Raw genomic sequence first — 15,945 nt, 5'->3', positions numbered from 1 at the left:
CGTTCGCGCCAAGTGTCCAAGTCTCGTGGCGAGCAAAAGCCAAAACCAAAAAGCACCCGGGGGCGCTCAGCGCTGCCGGGTGTTGGCCTCCAGGATCGATTTACAGCACTTCACCTCAAAGAGGTTTCGGCGTCCTGGTCGGCTTGCTCGGAGGGATACTCGTCGCGGAATTCGGGGCGTGTAGACAGGAAATCGGCCGCAGAGTCAAGACAAGCCCGTATCGCGTCGTTCTCCGGGTTGCAATCAGGCCGTGCTCGCCTGGTCCGGAAATTCAGCGGCAATCCTGAGCGGCGAACGCGGATGTAGAAGCAGCACAATCGTCAGCAGGCTGCAGGCGATGCCGATGAAGGCGATGAGAACCGCATCCGACGTCGCCCAGCCAGGCCCTTCGAGCGGCCTGGCGTTGAACAAAGCGAAGGAATTGTAGCTTTCCTGATGCGAGATCAGCAGGAAGCCGGTCAGGTTGTTGCTGAGATGAGCACCCAGCGCGGCGCCGAGATTGCCGGTTGCGTAGACGACAAGCGTCAGCAGCAGCGCGAAAGCGGCGATCGAGGCCAGCACGCAGGCGTTGATGGCGGGTGACGCGCTTGCACTCCAGTGCAGCGAGGTGAACAGCAGGGCCGGCAGCAGCGCCCAGATGAACGGGCTCCTGAACCGGTTGGCCAGGCCGCGCAGCAGATAGCCGCGAAACAGCATCTCTTCCGACGATGTCTGCAGCAAGGTGAGCACGGCAATCGGGATCAGAAACAGCAGCCAGGACGACACGCTGATCGGGCCACGCGCGATCTCGGGCTGCAGCAGATAGAGCAGGATCTCGGATATGAGCGATGTGATCAGCACCGCAATCAGCCCCTTGAGGAAGCCCGACCATGAAATACGACGGCTGTTGCCGAGCAGCGCCGACAGCTTCTCGCCATGCACCCAGCGCATGGCGATCCACAGGCCGATCCAGATGCCGGCGAAAGAGACGAGCGCGGTGAGGATACCCACGGGCGAGGCGAGGAAGCCCTGCATTACCCCGTCGGGCGGCGGAGCCGCTGGTGCCTGCCAGGTGAAGAAAAGATAGGTGCCACCGAACAGCACGGCCGCGGTCGTTGCACCCCACAACAGAATGACGATCGCCATTCCCAGGAACAGGCGCAGCAAGGTCGTCCTGGCGTTCGGCGAGCGCCTATAGCGTTCGAAAGCGGTCGGATCGATCGTCACGCTGGGGCCTTTGCCGAAATTCATCGCCTGTTGATCTAGCCGATGGCTCGGAAAATCGGAATCGATTTCGCAAAGGATTCATGAAGGATTCATGCGCGGGCCGCCGCCGTACGCCCAGACGCGCCACGTTGCAGGACCGCCTGCCTGGTCACCAGGCGGCCGCTGCTGTCGCGCGGACCGCCTGTGCTAGTTCATGTCATCAGCGCACGACGTACATGATGCGCCGCGTCTGCGGATCGATCAGCGCCGGCTGGCCGTTCACATAGACATAGCGATAGTTGTAGTCCGGAATTTCGCGCAGCTCGACGGTGTCGGGCAAGGTCGCACCGGTCACCACCTCGCCGTCGAGATAGACGGGGTCCAGGCGATGCGTGTCGACATAGGCTCTGACCTCAGCCGGAGGCCGAGGGAAATCGTCCTCGATCGGATCGCCGGCTATGATCGCGCCGGTATAATCGGTCGAGTAGTTGCCGATGTCGTCCGGCGGCGAAACGACAGCAACGCTGGACCGCCGTTGCGTCAGCACCACGCGGCTGCCGCCGAAATCAGCCGTCACATAATCGGAATAGACCCAGCCCTGGCCGCCGGCCTCGGCGATGGTGCACCATTTGCTGTTTTCGATGCAGCCATTGAGCGTCGCCGACTGGCCGGCGGCAAGCACGCCGATGACAGGATATTGCGGACCTGGCCCGGCTCGGACGTTGAGATCGGTGACGGCAGAAACGGCGGTGTCGGCAAACGCGGCGCCCGACATCACGGTCAGCATTCCGGCGACCGCGGGAAGCAATAGGGATTTCATGGTTTCTCTCCGTTTTCATGGTCCCTCGCCAGCGAAAACGGGTCAGTAGCTCATGCGTTCCCGCTAAAACGCCTGCGCCAACTCACGATTTGTTCCCTTTTCTTTCGGCAAATCGGTCAGAAGTTCGTGAACGAAGGCCAGTTTCCGCGCCGTGACGTCCGAAATGACGAACGGGTACAGGTCGGGCAGGCCCATGCAGCGGTTGATCGAATTGGAGGCTTCAGACAGCACCAGCCAGCGGGCAAGGATCTTTTCGAACGGCTCGGGCGTGGGTGCCGGCTCCGAAGGTGCGGCCTGCAGCCCGCCGCCGGTATCGCCCCGCGGCAAGTCGTTGGCTTCCACTGTCTCCAGCCGGCCGAGCGGAAAGTTCAGCGCGTGGACCATTTCCAGCGTGTCGGTGATGTGCAGATGGTGGGCCCAGGTCTCCGCCCAGTCCTCCCACGGATGCGAGGTGGCATAGGTCGAAATGTGGCCTTGCTGCCAGTCGGGCGCAGCGCCATTGGCATAATAGGTCTTCAACGCTTGTTCGTAGTCGGCGCGATCGTCGCCGAACAACGCGCGGAAAGCGACAATCCTCCGCGGATCGTCGCGGATCAGGCGGCCCCAGTAATAATGGCCGAGCTCATGGCGGAAATGGCCGAGCAAGGTGCGATAGTTCTCGCCCATCTCGACGCGCCGTTTTTCGCGCTCGGCCGAGTCGGCCTCGGCGACGTTGAGCGTGATCAAACCATTGTCGTGGCCGGTTAGGATGCGCTCGCCGCCGGGACCGCCGCCGATCGGGTCGGCGAGGAAGTCGAAGGCCAGTCCGACCTCGTCGGCAGGGCTCTGCTTGGGCGCCACCGGCAGGCCATAGGCGAGCAACGAATAGATGGCGCGCTTCTTCGCCGCTTCGACACGGATCCAGCGGCGGCGATTGCCGTCGACGGAAAGATCGGGGATCAGCTGGTTCAGCGCGCAGGCGCGGCAAAAGACCTGTCCCGGCTCGGCCATCCAGTTGCAGGCGCATTCATCGGCATTGGTGCACTGGATGATGCCGTCGACGCCCGGCAGTACAAAGCAGGCGTGCTCGGGATCGTAGAGCACGAGACTCCTGCAGATCAGGCACTGGGCGTTCTCGAAATAGAGGCGGTGGCCGCATTGCGGGCAGTCGAAGAGTTTCATGTCGGTCTCAATTCACCAGAGGTGACATAGTGTTCACGGCGGCCCGTGCCCAACGCGAACGGCCGCGCGGCGTTCCACATTTCCGCGAACTGTTTGTTGGAACATGATCTCTGCAGAACCGGAGGTTCGCAAAGCGAAAACTGGATTCCACTTTCGTTGGCGCGGTCCTTCGGTTCGGGATCATGTCCTCGCCGCAAGCTGGGCGACGACCTGTCTTGCCACCGCTTCGCCCGACAGCCGTGCGCCGCCGCAGGTCTGGATCAGAGGGCCGGCCAGATGCTCGCCGGCAAAGAAGATCTTGTCGGCCACCGGCTGCATGAGTGCTGCGCGCGCCAGCGAACGGCCGGGGCGGGCGGCCGCGTAGGCACCGCGTACGAAGCGCTCTCCGCCCCAATTGGTCATCATGGCGCGTCCGACATGCTTGCGCGTATCACCGCCGAAGATGCCGCACAGCCGGTCGACGACGAAGTCGATGCCGGCCGCCTCGCCGGCCGCCGACATTTCCCAGGCGAAATCGCCGCCGACGAAACCGACCATCAGGTCGAGGTCGAAGGGGAAGCACAGGAAATAGATGTCATGCCGGGCCATCCGTTCGATCAGCAGGTCGTCGAAGGGCTGTAACCCGAGCCTTGTGCCTGATATTTCAACCGGAAGCTTGGTCAGCATGCCCATCGGCAGGTCGAAGAAAGAGCCGAAATGCCTGTCCGGCAGGGCCGGCGAGAACGCGATCTCCTCGAAGGCGAGCACCGCCGGTGAAGCGGTGACGATCACCGCCCTGGCGCGGATGGTGCCGCGATCGGTGACGCAGGCGACGCCCGGCACGTCCCAGAGGATCTTGCGCACCGGCGTCGACAGTTCGACCGGCACGCCGGCGCCGAAACGCGCGACCAGGGCGCCAAAGCCCTCCTTGCTGAAATAGTTGGGGTCGAGATCGGTCGCGGCCTGAAAGTCGCGGATCGAGATCTCGTCCTCGTCGGCGCCGAAATCCATCGGCCCGGCGAAGGTGGCCGCCGCGCGTGGCGCGTGACCCTTGGCGAGCAGCGCCGAAAGACGGTCGTCGTCGCCGTCCTTCACCTCATGTCTGGCCAGCAGTTCGAACAGCCGGGCGTCGGCCGCCTTCATCTCGGCTTCTTCCGCTTCGCTCGCCTTGCGCTCGCGATAATAGAGGTGGTCGACATTCATGTCGTGATGATGCAGCGCCCAGCCGGCCACTTGCGCTTCGGGAAAATAGGGGTTGCGGTCGGCGGCGTGCAGCCAGGCGCAGCCGATGTCGAAAGGCACGCCGAAATGCTGGTCGCTGGTCCAGGCGCGGCCGCCGATGCGGTCCATCGCTTCGAGCAGCGTGAAGGAGAGGCCCGCTGCCTGCAGGGTCCTGGCGGCGGCAAGACCCGCCGAACCAGCGCCGATGATCACGACATCAACGTCTTTCATTGCGTCCCCGCCACAATAATCACTTGATCGTAGGCAAATTCCCCTTCATTGGCCAGCGTAGCGCCGGGGGACGGTGACAATTGCGCGTTTCACTGGCAAATTCGCAACCGGGACGTGATTCAGGCAAATCAGGAGAGAAAAGCATGGCATTACTTGCCAAGGGAAAGATGTTTGCATCGGCCGTGGTGGCGGTGCTTGCGCTGGCGACGGGCGCGCAGGCGGCGGCCAGCTGCGGCAAGACCGGCGCCGGATTCGAGGCTTGGAAGCCGGAGTTTGCCGCCGAGGCCAAGTCCGAAGGTGTAGGCCCCAAGGGTCTGGCCGCTCTGGCCGGCGCAAGCTACGCAACAAAGACGATCTCCGTCGACCGCGGCATTCACAAGGCTTTCAGCGGCTCGGTGGATGATTTCATGAAGCGCCGTGGCGGGGCAGCGATCATTTCCAAGGGCCGTTCGCTGAAGAAGTCGAACGCGGCACTGTTTTCCAAGATCGAAGCGAACTACGGCGTGTCGCCGGGTGTGTTGCTCGCCATCTGGGGTATGGAAACCGGCTTCGGTTCCGCCATGGGCAACCAGAATACGGTCTCTGCCATTTTGACGCTTGCCTATGATTGCCGCCGCCCGGGTTTCTTTTACCCGCATGCCATTGCGGCCCTGAAGCTGGTCGACCGCGGGGCGTTGACAGCCTCATCGGTCGGCGCTGCGCATGGCGAGATCGGCCACACGCAGTTCCTGCCCGGAAATGTCTTGAAGTATGGCGTCGGCGGCGGAAACCTGCGCGACAAGGGCACTGCGCTGGCTTCCACCGCCAACTTCCTCAAGGGTCATGGCTGGCGTGCCGGTGCGAGCGCGAGTGCGAATATGGGCGCAATTGCCGGCTGGAATTCCGCGAGCGTCTATCAGCAGGCCATCGCCCGCATTGCCACGGCGATCGACGGCAACTGACGGGATCGTCCTTATTGGACAGAGCCCAGCCATTTGGCTTGATTGAAAACCCGGCGTGACGCCGGGTTTTTCAGTCAATTTCGAGCGTGTAGGAGCAGCCCGCCAGCGTCTTGCCCGGGTGTGACTCGACGGTCGAGACGTTGAGCTTGATGCCCGTGGAGAAGGTCAATCCCTCTGACTCTTCGGTGCTTTGGACAATGACCTTCTCGCCAAGGAATTTTTGCGGCGTCGAAAAAACGGCGACGACATCGAGCTCCTTGGCAAGGTCTGTCGCGGCAATGCCATCGAGCACGGCCATCGGCCCGGCTGCGGTGAAGACGATTGATCCTGTCTCGCGGTTGAACACGCGAATTTTGGCCGGTAGTTCGTATTGGCTGAGAAACGGATTGCCTGAGGCAACCTCCTTCCAGCCAAGCGTTTCAACGGCACCTGGTGCGCTGGACAGCCAAAGGGCAAAGTCGTTGTAGGCCGGAACGTCAGCCCGGCATTCGATCAGCGCGACAAGGTCGAGGGTGGCGGGGTCATAGTCGTCGGCCTTGGCGACAGCCAAGCTCGCCAGGACAGCCAACGCGGTCAGGAAGCCGGTTGCCAGGAGTGGCCGAGCGCATGGGCACATCACTCTCAATAGTGCGCGTAGCCGCTCAGCGGGCATTTCTGGGCAGCGGGAACCTGGAAGGTGCCGTCAAAACCTTTGCAGGTACGGAACTTGGAGTTTCGCGGCGCCGGGGTAGCCGCCCTTGGCCTGCCCTCGATGACCATCGGGACTCCGGAACCTTGCGCGTAGCCGCTCAACGGGCATTTCTGGGAAGCGGGAATCTGGAAGGGGCCGTCAAAACTCTTGCAGGTGCGGAACTTGGAGTTCCGCGGCGCCGGGGGTTGCGGAGGCGCCTTTGACTTGCCCTTGATGACCATCCAGATTTCCGTGGGTTGGTCGAGTTGCAAGTTGTTTATGTCGGAATAGCTGATCCGCCCGCTGCGCACCCCTTCGGCAAGGCGCTGGCAGAACAGGGCCGGCATACGTTCCAGCGAGACGCCCAATATCATGCTTGAGCGTGATGCCCCATGCGTGGACGCCGGTGACGCAGCCGCTCAGATCGGTCTTCGGCTCGCGTTTCGCGCTTGCCTCCGAGGGCTGGCAAACCACCGTCGAAACGAAGATCACGCTGAACAGAAGAAGAATACGATTTTTCACTGTCAAAACCCCACCATCCCGCAAGAGACCTAAGATGAGGCGGGCGAAAGGTCAAACAGGAACCTCTCGGAGGTCGTTTGTTTTTCTTTATATTAGAAAAATCGAATAGAAACCCGGCGCCTTCGCCGGGCTTCCTGGTTGATTCAACTTTACCGTGGTCGGTACAGTTGTCAGCCCTTGCGGTTGCGCGCGGCCAGCGTGCGCAGCCTCAGCGCGTTGAGCCGGATGAAGCCGGCGGCGTCCTTCTGGTCGTAGGCGCCGCGATCGTCCTCGAAGGTGACCAGTGCGTCGGAATAGAGCGTCTTCTTCGACTTGCGGCCGGTGACCATGACGTTGCCCTTGTAGAGCTTGAGGCGCACCGTGCCCTCGACGTCTTCCTGGCTCTTGTCGATCATCGCCTGCAGCATCAGCCGCTCGGGCGCGAACCAGAAGCCGTTGTAGATCAGCTCGGCATAGCGCGGCATGAACTCGTCCTTGAGGTGGGCGGCACCGCGGTCGAGCGTGATCGATTCGATGGCGCGATGCGCCGCGATCAGGATGGTGCCGCCGGGCGTCTCGTAGACGCCGCGCGATTTCATGCCGACGAAGCGGTTCTCGACCAGGTCGAGCCGGCCGATGCCATTGTCGCGGCCGAGATCGTTGAGCGCCGCCAGCATCGTTGCTGGCGACAGCTTCTTGCCATTGAGCGCGATCGGATCGCCCTTGAGGAACTCGATCTCGATCTCGGTGACTTTGTCCGGGGCGTCCATCGGCGACACGGTGCGCTGGTGGACAAATTCCGGCGGCTCCACCCACGGATCTTCCAGCACCTTGCCCTCGGAGGACGAGTGCAGCAGGTTGGCATCGACGGAGAACGGCGCGTCGCCCTTCTTGTCCTTCGGCACCGGGATCTGGTGCTGTTCGGCGAAATTGATCAGGTCGGTGCGCGACTTGAACGACCAGTCGCGCCACGGCGCGATGACCTTGATGTCGGGGTTCAGCGCATAGGCGGAAAGCTCGAAACGAACCTGGTCGTTACCCTTGCCGGTGGCGCCATGCGCAATCGCGTCGGCGCCCGTTTCCCTGGCGATCTCTACCAGATGCTTGGAGATCAGCGGCCGCGCGATCGAGGTGCCGAGCAGATAAGTGCCTTCATAGACGGTGTTGGCGCGGAACATCGGGAAGACGAAGTCGGAGACGAATTCCTCGCGCACATCGACGACGCGGATGTCCTTGATGCCCATCATCTCGGCCTTGCGTCGCGCCGGCTCGAGTTCGCCGCCCTGGCCTAGATCGGCGGTGAAGGTCACGACTTCGGCGCCGAGTTCGGTCTGCAGCCATTTCAGGATGATGGAGGTGTCGAGGCCGCCGGAATAGGCGAGCACGACTTTCTTGACGTCTTTGGCCTTGGACATTTCTACTCCGTCGATGGCGGACGCCCCAGCCGAGGCGTCACGGATTGTCGGAGGGCCTTTTAGCAGGAACGGCAGAGCGAGCAAGCACACGCGCGTACATGGCTTCTGGTCCAGTCCATGGCGAGGGGTGGGCAGGGAAAACAACCTGCTGCAATCAAGGGCTGCATTTGCTGGAGGGATTTAATCAAGTTTTCACGCTCCGTCGCCAATATGACGACAAGCTGTGTTGGCGAAGTGCCGAGACGGCCTTGCCTGCCTCGTCGTGGGCACCCTCGGGCTTGGGCCATTCCTGATGCGCGTTATATCATGTATCGCCACGGAGCATAATCTGTGGCTCGTCCTGCTGGCGGCGCTGATGTGCGTCACCGGCTGCTGGGTGACGATCGGCCTCTTCGACCGTGCCAGGAAAACTGCCGGCGTGCAGATGCGGGGCTGGCTGTTCCTGACCGCGGTCGCCGCAGGCTCGTCGATCTGGTGCACGCACTTCATCGCCATGCTGGCCTATCAGCCCGGCGCGCCGATCACCTTCGATCCGGTCCTGACCATGGTGTCCCTGGTCATCGCCATCGCGGGCACCGGGGCGGGCTTCACCCTTGCCTCCGACAAGCGTCTGGCCCCGGAGTGGGGCGGATGCGTCGTCGGGCTGGCGATATCGGCCATGCACTATACCGGCATGATGGCCTATCACGTTGCCGGCATCGTCGAATGGGACGGCTCCTATGTCGCCGCCTCGCTGGTGATTTCGGCGGCGTTTTCCGCCGTGGCTGTCGGCCATGCCGTGCGCCGGCCATACCGCCGGTCGCACGATCTCGCCATCGGGCTGCTGGTGCTGGCGATCGTCGGCCTGCATTTCACGGCGATGGCGGCGGTGGCCGTGACGCCGCTGTCCTTCATCACCACAGGCACCAATCCCGATATTCTGGTGGCGATGGCAGTCGCCGTCGCCATTGTCGGCCTGATCGTCGCGGCCACCGGCTTTGCCAGCTACCTGATCGACGAACGCGGCCGCCTGGAAAGCTTCGAGCGGCTTCAGCATCTTGCCCTCAACGACGCCCTTACCGGTCTTCCCAACCGGGTCTCCTTCAACGACCGCCTCGACCATGAGATCGACCGGGCGCGCGAGGGCGAGGAAACGATGACGGCGGTCATCGTCATCGATCTCGACCGCTTCAAGGAGATCAACGACCTCAGGGGGCATGCAGCCGGCGACCAGGCGCTTAAGATCGTCGCCCGCAGGTTGGCGAAACTCACCGGCGAGGGCGAATTCGTCGCCCGACTCGGCGGTGACGAGTTCGCCGCGATCAAGCGCTTCAAGGATCAGAAAGACCTTCTCGGCCTGGTCTCGCGGCTGGAGAAATCCCTGTTCGAGCCGTTGCGGCTCGACGATTTCGAAATCGCCGCGGGCGCCAGCATCGGCGTCGCCGTCTATCCGCGCGACGGGGCCGATCGGGAGCGGCTGGTCAGCAATGCCGACCTTGCCATGTACCGGGCAAAGAACGACGTGACTCGCGCCGTCTGCTTCTACGAATCCGCCATGGACGAGACGGCGCGGGCGCGCCGCGCGCTGGCCACCGACCTTCGGCAGGCGATCGAGCGCGGCGAGCTTTCGCTCCATTATCAGGTGCAGACCTCGGTCCCGACCGGCGCCACTTGCGGCTACGAGGCGTTGCTGCGCTGGACGCATCCCGTGCATGGCATGATCCCGCCGGTCGAATTCATTCCGATTGCCGAGGAGAACGGCTCGATCATGGCGATTGGCGAATGGGTGCTGCGGACCGCATGCCGCCAGGCAGCCTCATGGGACAATGGCCACAAGATCGCGGTCAATCTGTCGCCGGTGCAGTTCGCCCATGCCGATCTCGCCAAGCTCGTCCACCAGATCCTGGTCGAGACCGGGCTGTCACCGAAACGCCTGGAACTCGAGCTGACCGAATCGACCATCGTCGCCGACAAGGTGCGCACGCTGCATGTCCTGCGCCAGATCAAGGCGCTGGGGGTGACGATCGCGATCGACGATTTCGGCACGGGCTATTCGTCGCTCGACACGCTGCGCTCGTTTCCCTTCGACAAGATCAAGCTCGACCGCTCGTTCATGGCCGATGTCGAGCGAAGCCCGCAAGCCAAGGCGATCATCCGGGCAGTGCTGACGCTGGGCCGCAGCCTCGACATTCCGGTGCTCGCCGAAGGCGTCGAGACGCATGTCCAGCTCACCATCCTGCAGGTCGAAGGCTGCAATGAGGCGCAAGGCTATTTCCTCGGCCGGCCCAAGCCGATCGATCAGATACTGCTCATTGGTGCAGCAGGCCTCGATGTTCCGAACGAACGGTCCGCCGCTGAGGAACCCGCCAGGATGCGGCTGAGCAGGCAGGCATAGGATTTGGGGGGCGGCCGCCCGCTGATGCCTTCGCCTGCTGGATCGACCATCGGATCGCTCCTGCGTCTGGCACCGTCGCGGCGCATCCTGTATAGGCGCTTCCAATCCCCTGGAGCCGCCCATGTCGTTCATTCCAGACACCGCCACGCTGATCCAGTTCGCCATCGCCACCGTCATCCTGGCGATAACGCCCGGGCCGGACATGACCCTGTTCGTCTCGCGCACGCTGAGCCAGGGTCGCGCCACCGGCTTTGCCTCGATGGCCGGCGCGCTGTGCGGCACGCTGATCCACACCACGCTGGTGGTGGTCGGCGTCTCGGCGCTGATCGTCGCCTCGCCGATGGCCTTCTTCGTGCTGAAGATCTTTGGCGCCGGTTATCTCGTCTTCCTGGCCTGGCAGGCGATCACCAGGGGGTCGGCCTTTTCGCCGGAGAAGAAGACGGGCCCCGAAATTTCGCTGTTGCGCAGCTGGGCGGCGGGGCTCGGCGTCAATCTGCTCAACCCGAAGATCATCCTGTTCTTCATGACCTTCCTGCCGCAATTCGTCTCCGCACATGATCCAAGCGCACCGGGAAAGCTGTTTTTCCTTGGACTCATTTTCATCGTGCTGTCGGTCCCGGTGACCGTGCCGATGGTGCTGGCGGCGGAAAAATTCTCGGCGGCGATGAAGGCCAGCCCGCGCGTCACGCGGGTGGTCGATTATCTCTTCGCCGGCGTGTTCTCCGCCTTCGCGCTCAAGATCCTGACGGCCCAGGCGAAATAGGTCCAGGGTCAAACCCGATCACTCTGACGACGTCTCATCGGCATGCAGATTCATGGCGTGCCGGAAGGGCAGAGTTCGGCGTCCTGCAATGCGCTCCGGTCTCTCCGGCCAGGATGTTCTTGACCTCCGGCGGCAAGCGGAGTGACACCAACATGAGAACCACCATCGAAGCGGCAACGGCGACGTAAATCCAGACAAAGCTTCCCGTCAGATCCGCAATGATGCCGCCCATATAGTTGCCTATCATTCCACCGATGCCGAGCGTGACATTGGCAACGCCGAAAATAACGGTTGTTTGTCTTCCTCCCGTGCGCTTGGCGACATAGGCAGGAACAAGCCCGAATATGGGATAAAAGGCGAGCGCGAACAGTGTTCCAGCCGCAAGCGGCAGATAGCCTGTGGGGACAGCCACCAGGATGACACACGACAAAAAGATACTGACATAGCAGACCAGCAACGCCAGCCGCACTCCGGTTCGGTCGGACAACCAGCCAACAACGAAACCGGCAAACATGCCCACGAGCCCGATTGTACCCCAGACCTGGGCAGCAAGATTGACGTCAAAGCCAAGCTCTTCGCGCAGATAAGGCGCGAGATAGTTCTGAAATGGCAGCGTCGAGAACCCGTTCATGAAGGTGATGAACCAGACGATCAGGACCCAGGGCGCAGCGACTTCACGCAGATCCGCAAAGACGCCGCTACGTCGCGGATCGGCGGCAGCCTCCCTCACCGCTTTCGTGTCATTCGGCCGCCGCTGGAACAGACCGAGCCACCAGAACGCGAACAGAGCGATGGCGCAGACAGCGAGCGCGCCTGCGCCGACGGCGTACCAAACGCCGCGCCAGTTGCCGTTGAGGACGAAGGCCGGCACCAGCAGGCTGTTTATGAAGACGCCATAGCTGGTGCCGCTGGATGCCAGACCCAGAACCTTGCCGCGGTGCCGATAAGAAATCGTGCGCGCCACGATTTCCACCATGGGGACCCAGACGGAGGCCGCCGTTCCACTCATGACGACCAGGAGCAGCCCCATGACCGGTACGCTCTTCGTCATGGGCAACAGAAGCAGGCTGATTGCACAAAGCATCACCGAACCGATCACGACCTGCGCGCCACCGATCTTGGGAGCCAGCCATGCCGCGCCCATCGCAAAGGCGAGGAAGCCGATCTGGCCAGCCGCCGTGATCGTGCCAACGAGCCCGTAGGCGAAGCCGAGATCGTCGCGCATATCGGGTACGAGTTGCGAAAACAGATAGATGCCGAAACCGTAGGTCGCAGCCACGAGGCTTGTCAGAAGGATGGCGATCAGGAATCCGGTCAAGGCCGGACCGCACCGCTTTGCCAGGGCAGAGGCTGCTTTTGGAAGTAGACGGTCGTCTTTAAAGCGGACAAAAAACCTCCTACCGGCCTGGCGACAACAGGCGATCAAGCATGATCGACGTAAACCGCCTTAGCGGGGCGACATCTTCTTCCGCTTTTGCCCGGACCAGCGCGCCTTCATAGGCATCGATCAGAAAGGCCGCGACCTGATCAGGATCCAGTGTCGCGGACAGCTCGTCCCGGTCCTGCGCTTCCTGCAGAACTTGCGCGAGGTCCTCCTGCCATTGCGCGAAAGCCTGCTTCAGCTTGCGGCGAAAGCCGTCGCTCCGCGGTGCAGCGGACTGGGCAAGGCTGCCGAACAGGCATCCATGTACGCCATCATCACCGAACAGCCGTTCGAGATAGTCAAAATAACGTCGCAACCGGTCGATCGGCGATCGGCTCCGGTCAAAAAGGATGTCATTACGCGCGTTTCGATACCGCTCCGCATAGGTTTCCAGAACGGCTGAGGCAAACGCCTCCTTGCTTTCGAAGAAATGGTAAAATGAACCTTTGGGGACGCCTGCAGACTTGAGGATGGGGCCGATCCCTGTTCCGTCATAGCCGTCGTCCAGCAGCGCTTTCAGGCCTTGCTCAATCAGGATTTCTCGGGTGTCGGTCCTGGTCATCACGCAATAATAGACCGGTCGTCTAGAAAGTCAACGACTGCGCGCCGGATGCGGCATGACAGCAATAGGGGATCTCGCGCACCGGTCTGAAATCTACCCATCTCGGCCATCTGCTTTCGGATAGGGCTTCCCGTTTGGCCATGATCTTTTCCGAAAACCGGTACCCGCTCTTCGCTGGCGCGGTCCTTCGGTTCGGGATCATGGTTCGCCTTGCCACCAGCTTCCGGCCCAGCGCCCGGCGCTAAGCCAGTAGAAGATGCCGCCGACCATGCCGCCGCCGATCACCGCCATGATGGCGCTGGTGTCGGTCACCGCGAAGGTGGTGTCACCGCTGTGGTCGACAAGGCCGAGGAAAACGGCCGCAACCACCGCACCCGCCAGCGCATAGAACAGCCAGTCGCGCCGGCCGAGGATTTCGGCAACCAGGATGACGACGGAAGTCGGCATCAGGGCGAAATAAGCGACGAACAGGGCGACGAAGGGAATTGAAAAATACAGGGAAGCGGTCGCCGTCGGGCGCGCGTGCTCCGGCGCGTAGCCGAGCGATGCCAGGAACAGGACGTTGAGGAAGGCGCTCGCTGCCAGCGAGGCGACGGCATAGCCGAACAGGATAACAGTGAAACGGACGAGGTAGCCGACGAGACGGATCATCCCAAATCCCGGCCCAGATCCCGGCGCATGCCAGACTTGCGCCCAGCCATAAGCCAGTAGACCGAACCGGCGGCAATGCCGGCCGTGGCCAGAAAACCGAGAAAGCCCGGGTTGAAAACAAAACTGCCTGCCGAGCGCGGCATGGATACGCCAAAGGCGATAGACGTGATCGCACCCGTGGCGGCAAAGTAGAACCATCCCCGAAGCGAAAACCGTTCGGCGACAAAGAGCGCCGGGCCGACGATCAGCAGCGCGCCAACCATCACGGTCAACACGGCGAGCGGGAAGGAGCCCAGCCAGTCGAAGGCGAAAATGATGGACCAGTTGCCGTCTTCAATGCCTTCCAGAAGAGCGATCAGCAGCACCGGGACCAGGATCGAGGTCAGCACGGCGGCGAAATAGCCGACTGCCATGATGGCGAGGCGCTGCAACCAGGCGAAGCGGCGGGTCACGCCTCGCCGTGCCCCGCGATCATCATGGCCTCCAGGGCCAGCCGGTCGACCTTGCGCATGCGCTCGGAGTCGGACTTGAGCTGGCCGCAGGCGGCCAGGATGTCGCGGCCGCGTGGCGTGCGGATCGGCGAGGCATAGCCGGCATTGTTGATGTAGTCGGCGAATTTCTCGATCGTCTCCCAGTCCGAGCACTGATAGTTGGTGCCCGGCCACGGGTTGAACGGGATCAAATTGATCTTGGCCGGAATGCCCTTGAGCAGCTTGATCAGCCCCTTGGCGTCCTCGATGGAATCGTTGACGTCCTTCAGCATCACATACTCGAAGGTGATGCGCCTGGCGTTCGACAGGCCGGGATAGGCGCGGCAGGCGGCGATCAGTTCCTTCAGCGGATACTTCTTGTTGATCGGCACCAGGAGGTCGCGCAGATCGTCATTGGTAGCGTGCAGCGAGATCGCCAGCATGACGCCGATCTCCTCGCCGGTGCGGAAGATTTCGGGCACGACGCCGGAGGTCGACAGAGTGATGCGCCTCTTCGACAAGGAAAGACCATCGCCGTCGGAGGCGATCAGCAGCGCCTTCTTCACCGCCTCGAAATTGTAGAGGGGCTCGCCCATGCCCATCATGACGATGTTGGACACTTTGCGGCCCTCGGCCGGCACGATGGCGCCGTCCGGGGTGTCGCGATCGGGGAAATCGCCGAGCCGGTCGCGGGCGGTCAACAGCTGGGCGAGGATTTCCTCGGCCGTCAAATTGCGCACCAGCTTCTGCGTGCCGGTGTGGCAGAACGAGCAGGTCAGCGTGCAGCCGACCTGCGAGGAGATGCACAGCGTGCCGCGGCCTTCCTCGGGAATGTAGACGGTTTCGATCTCGACCGGCCGGCCGGCGCCGCGCGGCGGGAAGCGGAACAGCCATTTGCGCGTGCCGTCGGCGGAAATCTGCTCCTCGACGATCTCGGGCCTGGCGACGGTGAAGTGCTTGTCCAGCTCGGCGCGCAGATCCTTGGAGATGTTGAACATGCCGGCGAAATCGGAGACGCCGCGCACATACATCCAGTGCCACAGCTGCTGGGCGCGCATTTTCGCCTGGCGCTCGGGCACAGTGCCTGATGCAACCAGAGCCTCGGCGAGCTCGACCCGCGTCAGGCCGATCAGCGACGGCTTTTCGGGCTGTGCCGAGCGGGCGCGCAACGCGTCACGGGCGCCGTCAATGGTGAGATCGAATGAAAGGGTCATGGTTTGCACTGATATAAGTGGTTTGCGGCCGATTTCACGCATCGTGCCGGAAAGGAAGCGCGGCGCATAGCACAGGTTGAGCGCAGAGTCATGCGCGGGCGCTTCAATGAACGATCGCCTGACCTGGAAGGTCGGCGCCGCCCTCATTGCCCTGCCGGGCATTTCTCCTCCTCCACAGGGTTATGCCTGTCTTGCGGCGGCTGCGCGTTTGGCGAATGGCTTCCCCCACTCCGTCGCTGCTTCGCAGCGCCACCTCTCCCCCCTCCGGAGGGAGAGGAAGGGAGCCAAGGCTGGCGAATTCGCGCCTTTCCTCTCTCCCGTCGATCGGGGGAGAGGTGGCGAGCGAAGCTCGACGGAGTGGGGG

The 15,945-nt window shown here is 62.6% G+C and carries 15 protein-coding genes; 3 read left to right on the top strand and 12 right to left on the bottom strand.

The window, feature by feature from the left end:
* Positions 1-243: 243 nt before the first annotated feature.
* The 4 genes from ACFOJ9_RS32740 to ACFOJ9_RS32725 form a co-directional block, all read right to left on the bottom strand.
* Positions 244-1,230 (bottom strand): CPBP family intramembrane glutamic endopeptidase, encoded by a 987-nt coding sequence (locus ACFOJ9_RS32740; RefSeq protein ID WP_378985363.1) that lies wholly within the window; start codon positions 1,228-1,230, stop codon positions 244-246.
* A 175-nt stretch (positions 1,231-1,405) separates the two neighbouring features.
* Positions 1,406-2,005: a DUF1236 domain-containing protein gene (locus ACFOJ9_RS32735; RefSeq protein WP_378985361.1), complete on the bottom strand. Its 600-nt coding sequence runs from the start codon at positions 2,003-2,005 to the stop codon at positions 1,406-1,408.
* A 63-nt stretch (positions 2,006-2,068) separates the two neighbouring features.
* Positions 2,069-3,166, bottom strand: coding sequence for a zinc-binding metallopeptidase family protein (locus ACFOJ9_RS32730; protein WP_378985359.1), 1,098 nt, complete (start codon positions 3,164-3,166; stop codon positions 2,069-2,071).
* A 180-nt stretch (positions 3,167-3,346) separates the two neighbouring features.
* Positions 3,347-4,597 (bottom strand): flavin monoamine oxidase family protein, encoded by a 1,251-nt coding sequence (locus ACFOJ9_RS32725; protein ID WP_378985357.1) that lies wholly within the window; start codon positions 4,595-4,597, stop codon positions 3,347-3,349.
* A 143-nt stretch (positions 4,598-4,740) separates the two neighbouring features.
* Between ACFOJ9_RS32725 and ACFOJ9_RS32720 the strand changes: the two genes are divergently transcribed.
* Positions 4,741-5,538, top strand: a complete 798-nt coding sequence (locus tag ACFOJ9_RS32720) for a lytic murein transglycosylase (protein ID WP_378985355.1) — start codon at positions 4,741-4,743, stop codon at positions 5,536-5,538.
* 70 nt (positions 5,539-5,608) lie between these two features.
* Here the strand turns inward: ACFOJ9_RS32720 and ACFOJ9_RS32715 are convergent, their stop codons facing one another.
* The 3 genes from ACFOJ9_RS32715 to ACFOJ9_RS32705 form a co-directional block, all read right to left on the bottom strand.
* Positions 5,609-6,088, bottom strand: coding sequence for a hypothetical protein (locus ACFOJ9_RS32715; RefSeq protein ID WP_378985353.1), 480 nt, complete (start codon positions 6,086-6,088; stop codon positions 5,609-5,611).
* A 71-nt stretch (positions 6,089-6,159) separates the two neighbouring features.
* Positions 6,160-6,576 (bottom strand): hypothetical protein, encoded by a 417-nt coding sequence (locus tag ACFOJ9_RS32710; RefSeq protein ID WP_378985351.1) that lies wholly within the window; start codon positions 6,574-6,576, stop codon positions 6,160-6,162.
* 324 nt (positions 6,577-6,900) lie between these two features.
* Complete coding sequence (locus ACFOJ9_RS32705) at positions 6,901-8,124, bottom strand: argininosuccinate synthase (RefSeq protein WP_378985349.1); 1,224 nt, start codon at positions 8,122-8,124, stop codon at positions 6,901-6,903.
* Between the two features lie 292 nt (positions 8,125-8,416).
* Between ACFOJ9_RS32705 and ACFOJ9_RS32700 the strand changes: the two genes are divergently transcribed.
* Together ACFOJ9_RS32700 and ACFOJ9_RS32695 are read left to right on the top strand one after the other, a co-directional pair.
* The gene (locus tag ACFOJ9_RS32700; RefSeq protein WP_378985347.1) at positions 8,417-10,498 is read left to right on the top strand and encodes a putative bifunctional diguanylate cyclase/phosphodiesterase; all 2,082 of its coding nucleotides are present in this window, start codon (positions 8,417-8,419) and stop codon (positions 10,496-10,498) included.
* 121 nt (positions 10,499-10,619) lie between these two features.
* Positions 10,620-11,261: a LysE family translocator gene (locus ACFOJ9_RS32695; RefSeq protein ID WP_378985345.1), complete on the top strand. Its 642-nt coding sequence runs from the start codon at positions 10,620-10,622 to the stop codon at positions 11,259-11,261.
* 34 nt (positions 11,262-11,295) lie between these two features.
* Here ACFOJ9_RS32695 and ACFOJ9_RS32690 read toward each other — a convergent pair whose 3' ends face one another.
* The 5 genes from ACFOJ9_RS32690 to rlmN form a co-directional block, all read right to left on the bottom strand.
* A complete protein-coding gene (locus ACFOJ9_RS32690; protein ID WP_378985343.1) occupies positions 11,296-12,579 on the bottom strand; it encodes an MFS transporter in 1,284 nt (427 codons plus the stop codon).
* A 79-nt stretch (positions 12,580-12,658) separates the two neighbouring features.
* Positions 12,659-13,246 (bottom strand): TetR/AcrR family transcriptional regulator, encoded by a 588-nt coding sequence (locus ACFOJ9_RS32685; protein ID WP_378985341.1) that lies wholly within the window; start codon positions 13,244-13,246, stop codon positions 12,659-12,661.
* A gap of 198 nt (positions 13,247-13,444) precedes the next feature.
* The gene (locus ACFOJ9_RS32680) at positions 13,445-13,897 is read right to left on the bottom strand and encodes a hypothetical protein (protein ID WP_378985339.1); all 453 of its coding nucleotides are present in this window, start codon (positions 13,895-13,897) and stop codon (positions 13,445-13,447) included.
* Complete coding sequence (locus ACFOJ9_RS32675; RefSeq protein WP_378985337.1) at positions 13,894-14,349, bottom strand: hypothetical protein; 456 nt, start codon at positions 14,347-14,349, stop codon at positions 13,894-13,896. The genes ACFOJ9_RS32680 and ACFOJ9_RS32675 overlap by 4 nt, the downstream gene beginning before the upstream one ends.
* The gene (rlmN, locus tag ACFOJ9_RS32670; protein WP_378988208.1) at positions 14,346-15,581 is read right to left on the bottom strand and encodes a 23S rRNA (adenine(2503)-C(2))-methyltransferase RlmN; all 1,236 of its coding nucleotides are present in this window, start codon (positions 15,579-15,581) and stop codon (positions 14,346-14,348) included. Before rlmN ends, ACFOJ9_RS32675 begins: the two co-directional genes overlap by 4 nt.
* Between the last annotated feature and the right edge of the window lie 364 nt (positions 15,582-15,945).

Origin of the sequence: Mesorhizobium cantuariense, from assembly GCF_042647205.1 — a bacterium.
Taxonomy (GTDB): Bacteria; Pseudomonadota; Alphaproteobacteria; order Rhizobiales; family Rhizobiaceae; genus Mesorhizobium; species Mesorhizobium cantuariense.
This window is presented reverse-complemented; position numbering and strand designations above follow the sequence as displayed.

Bases quoted from the DNA above. Each gene is read 5' to 3' on its own strand.
- ACFOJ9_RS32725 (WP_378985357.1), bottom strand. From the start codon at position 4,597: ATGAAAGACGTTGATGTCGTGATCATCGGCGCTGGTTCGGCGGGTCTT.
- rlmN (WP_378988208.1), bottom strand. From the start codon at position 15,581: ATGACCCTTTCATTCGATCTCACCATTGACGGCGCCCGTGACGCGTTG.
- ACFOJ9_RS32740 (WP_378985363.1), bottom strand. From the start codon at position 1,230: ATGAATTTCGGCAAAGGCCCCAGCGTGACGATCGATCCGACCGCTTTC.
- ACFOJ9_RS32735 (WP_378985361.1), bottom strand. From the start codon at position 2,005: ATGAAATCCCTATTGCTTCCCGCGGTCGCCGGAATGCTGACCGTGATG.
- ACFOJ9_RS32680 (WP_378985339.1), bottom strand. From the start codon at position 13,897: ATGATCCGTCTCGTCGGCTACCTCGTCCGTTTCACTGTTATCCTGTTC.
- ACFOJ9_RS32730 (WP_378985359.1), bottom strand. From the start codon at position 3,166: ATGAAACTCTTCGACTGCCCGCAATGCGGCCACCGCCTCTATTTCGAG.
- ACFOJ9_RS32685 (WP_378985341.1), bottom strand. From the start codon at position 13,246: ATGACCAGGACCGACACCCGAGAAATCCTGATTGAGCAAGGCCTGAAA.
- ACFOJ9_RS32695 (WP_378985345.1), top strand. From the start codon at position 10,620: ATGTCGTTCATTCCAGACACCGCCACGCTGATCCAGTTCGCCATCGCC.
- ACFOJ9_RS32700 (WP_378985347.1), top strand. From the start codon at position 8,417: ATGCGCGTTATATCATGTATCGCCACGGAGCATAATCTGTGGCTCGTC.
- ACFOJ9_RS32705 (WP_378985349.1), bottom strand. From the start codon at position 8,124: ATGTCCAAGGCCAAAGACGTCAAGAAAGTCGTGCTCGCCTATTCCGGC.
- ACFOJ9_RS32720 (WP_378985355.1), top strand. From the start codon at position 4,741: ATGGCATTACTTGCCAAGGGAAAGATGTTTGCATCGGCCGTGGTGGCG.